Annotated in this window: 1 protein-coding gene; it reads right to left on the bottom strand. The window is 69.5% G+C overall.

Features of this window, described 5'->3' with window-relative positions; genetic code table 11:
- Positions 1-47: 47 nt before the first annotated feature.
- Positions 48-3,230 carry a family 78 glycoside hydrolase catalytic domain gene (locus tag ACFULQ_RS48770; RefSeq protein WP_383558213.1) on the bottom strand — a complete coding sequence of 1,061 codons (3,183 nt, stop codon included), beginning with the start codon at positions 3,228-3,230 and terminating at the stop codon, positions 48-50.
- Positions 3,231-3,663: the final 433 nt, after the last annotated feature.

A 3,663-nucleotide genomic window follows, 5' to 3' on the forward strand; every position in this document is an offset into this window, starting at 1 on the left:
GCGTCCGCTCGCCGCGGACGCCGACCCCCTTCTGGTCCCGCTGGATGTCACGTATCTCGCGCGGTGAAGACCCAGCCTCCGGATCCGACGCTGTACACGGCCCGGTCTCCGTCGAGCCGCTCGAACGTCGCTCCGTCGGGGACGGTCCCTGGCCGTCGTCCTCCCGTGGGTATGCGGATTTGTGCCGTGGTGTTCGGGGGAATCTCGACCCTCAGCTCGAAGACGCCGTGCCGGCGGGTCCAGGCGGCGGACACCTCGCCGTACGAGGTCCGGTAGGTGCCCTCCGCCCGGGTGAGGTCGCCGACCGGCCTCGGGTCGATCACGAGGTGGCGGTAGGCCACGCCACCCCGCGGCTGCCGTATGCCGACCAGACCGCTGTGGAACCACTCCTCGATCTGGAGGAGGATCATGTGGTTCTTGGAGGCGCTGAAGTCCCAGTTCTCGGGGATGGTCGTCAGCCCGCCCGGGTTGGCCGCGGTCGGTTGCAGGAAGTAGCCGTAGCTGGGGCGGGTGTCTTCCTGGAGCAGGTCCCACAGCAGGTCGTCGTGACCGCCTTCGTGCAGGGCCCTGACGATGGGGGCCAGGCCGATGGTGCCACCGCTGAAGTGCGGTCCTCCGCCGAAGGGTTGATGAGCGTGGACCAGCGCGTCGAGCACTCTGTCGCGCTCGCTCTCCGGTACCAGCCCCTCATCGAGGGCCAGGGCCTGTGCCGCCTGGGTGGCTCCGGCGCCGCCCTGCTCGCCTTCGGCGGTGTAGCGGCCCAGGGAGCTGTTGTAGAAGGCGTCGTTGAAGGCGTTCTTGATGTGGTCGGCGAGGCTGCGGTACTCGGCGGCGTCGGCGGTGCGCCCGAGCAGCTCGGCTATCCGGGCCATCCGGTCGGCGACCTGGTGGTAGCCCCAGGTGCCGGTGATGCGGCCCGAGGTCTGCTCGCTGGAGATCCAGTCGGCCAGGGCGGCGTCCACGATGTAGGCGTCGGCCCCGGTGCCGGCCTTCTTGGTGCGGATGTAGTCGAGGAAGGCCTGCATCTGGGGGTAGTAGTGGGCCATCGTCCGGGTGTCGCCGTAGGTCTCGTACAGGAACCACGGCGTCAGGATGATGCCGTTGCCCCAGTTGATCTCGTCTCCGAAGCGGCCCGTGTAACCCCAGTCGTACACCGGTGCCTTGAGCGCTACGTTGCCGATGTTGTCGCCCGTCCTGGACTGGCCCTCCGCCAAGTGCCGTTCCATGGTGCGCAGATAGGCGTCGTACTGGAAGGTGCGGTGCAGGGAGGCGAAGGGCTGGAGGTAGTCGGCGGGGTAGGCGAGCTTCTCCCGGCCGGGGCAGTCCGTGAAGGTCGACATGACGTTGCTCATGATCGAGTAACGGGACATGCGGTGGATGCGGTTGACGCGCTCGTTCGAGGTGCGAAGGGAGCCCGCGACCGGCACGTCCGCGTGGATCTGCAGGCCGGTGACCGTGTCCAGGGTGGGTGTGTACCCCTCGGGGAGGCCGGTGACCTGGATCCATTGCATGCCGAAGTAGTGGAACTGCGGGTGCCATGTCTCGTCGCGGGACTCGCCGTGGGCGGTGTAGGCGGCGAAGAGGTCGGTGCCGCGGGCCGCGCCGCCGCCTCTGATGGACGCCTGGTTGACGGTGCCGTCCGCGTTCAGGGACTCGGCGGGTTGCAGCTTCACGGTGGTTCCGGCCGGTACACGGCCGTCGAGACGCAGCAGTGGCCAGCCGGCGAAGTTCTGCCCGAAGTCGAAGACCCAGACGCCCGGTTGGGGCTGGGTCACGCCGACGGGCCGCAGCGTGTCGACGACCCTGAGGGGCTCGGCCGTGCGCCAGACCAGTTCGGTGGTCAGGTTGGGAGGCGGGGCGATGCCCGCGTCGGCCCATCCCATGGCGGTGCCGTCGCGGCGCCTGGCCGCCGCGCTGAGGTCCGCGCCGGGGGCGGTCCACGCCGGCTGTTCGCGTCGGGCGTCGTAGTCGGAGCCGGAGTACCAGTTGGCGGTGGTCGTCGGGCCGAGGGCGGTCTTCCACGAGCGGTCGCTGACGACGGTCTGCACGGTTCCGTCGGCCTTCGTCAGTTCCAGGCGGGCGATGAGGCGCGGGGTGACCGCGGCGCCCGCGCTGGGGTCGGTACCGGCGAGCGAGTTGCCGGAGGCGGAGACCGCCGCGCCGGCCGCGTGGTCCAAGGAGAGGGCCGGCTGGAACGTGATACCGCTGCCCGCGGTGTCCAGCGCGGTGATCGTGCGCGACTCCAGCCGCTCTCCCCCGTCTCCGGTGTCGATGTTGACGGTGCCCCCGACGTGGTAGTTGGCGACGCTGCTGACCTTGACGGCGGTGGCGCCGCGAGCCGCGGGCTCGACGAGGGTGCCGGTGCCCTTGAACTGGCTCTGCCACCAGCTGTACGGGGCGGTGCGGCCGGTGGCGGGGTTGGTCACGGACCGGGTGACCAGCGCGGTGCCGTGGCCCAGCTCGACGCCGAGCGTGTTCTTGCCCGTGCGCACGAGGTGGGTGACGTCGTAGGCCCGGTACTCCACGGACAGCTGGTAGTTGGAGTTGCCCGGAGCGAGCACCTCGTCGGTGACCGGCCGGTCGTTGAGCCGCGCCACCTGGAGGCCGACGACGGACAGGTACAGCCTGGCCCGGACGACGTCTCCCCCGCGGCCGTCCACCCGGAAGGCACGGGCGAACAGCGGCAGCGGCTGGTCGACGGCGCGTCCGGCGTGCTCGATCCACCGGGCCGCACCCCAGTCGGACCGCCGCAGCAGTCCCACCTCCCATCGGGCCGGACGGCTCCACGGTGTCGCGCCGCCCTTCGCGCCCCACACCCGTACCTGCCAGACGACGCGGTCGCGCGACGCCGGCGCGGGTCCCTTCCAGGCGACGTCGGTCTGAGCGGCGGAGCGGACCTTCCCGCTGTCCCACAGCAGGCGCCCGGCGTCCAGGTCCCGTTCCGTGCGGGCCGCGCGGATCTGGTAGGCGCTCTGCATCCAGCCGTCGTCCGCCTGGACCACTCTCCAACTCAGCCGCGGTGAGGGGTCGTCGACACCGATCGGATGGTCCTCGCGGCCGTTGACCGCCAGGCCTGTGACCTGGGTTCCTCGTTCATGGTGCTGCTGTCGGGCGTGTGCGCTCGGGGCGGGCAGGACGGGGGCCACGGGAAGCGCCGCCCCCGCCGCGGACGCCGCGATCGTACCGACCACGCGTCTGCGACTGGGGGAACCGTTCAGCTCTTCTGGCATGGGAGATCTCCTGACCGAAGGGGTTGAATCGTTTCAAACAGGCGACTGAGGGTGGCTACAGATCGAGGCATGACTGATCCGTTCTCCATGGGTCCACAGGCCCCATCTCCTCGCCCGAAGAGCACGGAGCCTGCGATGAGCAACGTTATCCAGGTAGTGCGGCAGACCCTAGAGTTACGGCCGTATGACGTCAAGAAGTCGAGCAGCGAGCGACGTCTTGTCTAGCTGTGCCTGGTTGGATAACGTTACCCACTCCGCACAGACAAGCGAGCGCGAGTGCACCTTGTGTCGGCGTGCACCATCAGAAGCCCTTTTCGTGGGACTTTGTCATGCGACGACAGCCGAGGGCGTGTGAAACGTTTCACGAGGTGCGTTCTGCGCAGAAGGAGGTCCGATGCCGGTCCCAAGGCCGACCCGCAGGACGATGATCGGC

It is taken from the genome of Streptomyces sp. NPDC057253 (assembly GCF_042669125.1).
In the GTDB taxonomy this organism is placed as follows: domain Bacteria; phylum Actinomycetota; class Actinomycetes; order Streptomycetales; family Streptomycetaceae; genus Streptomyces.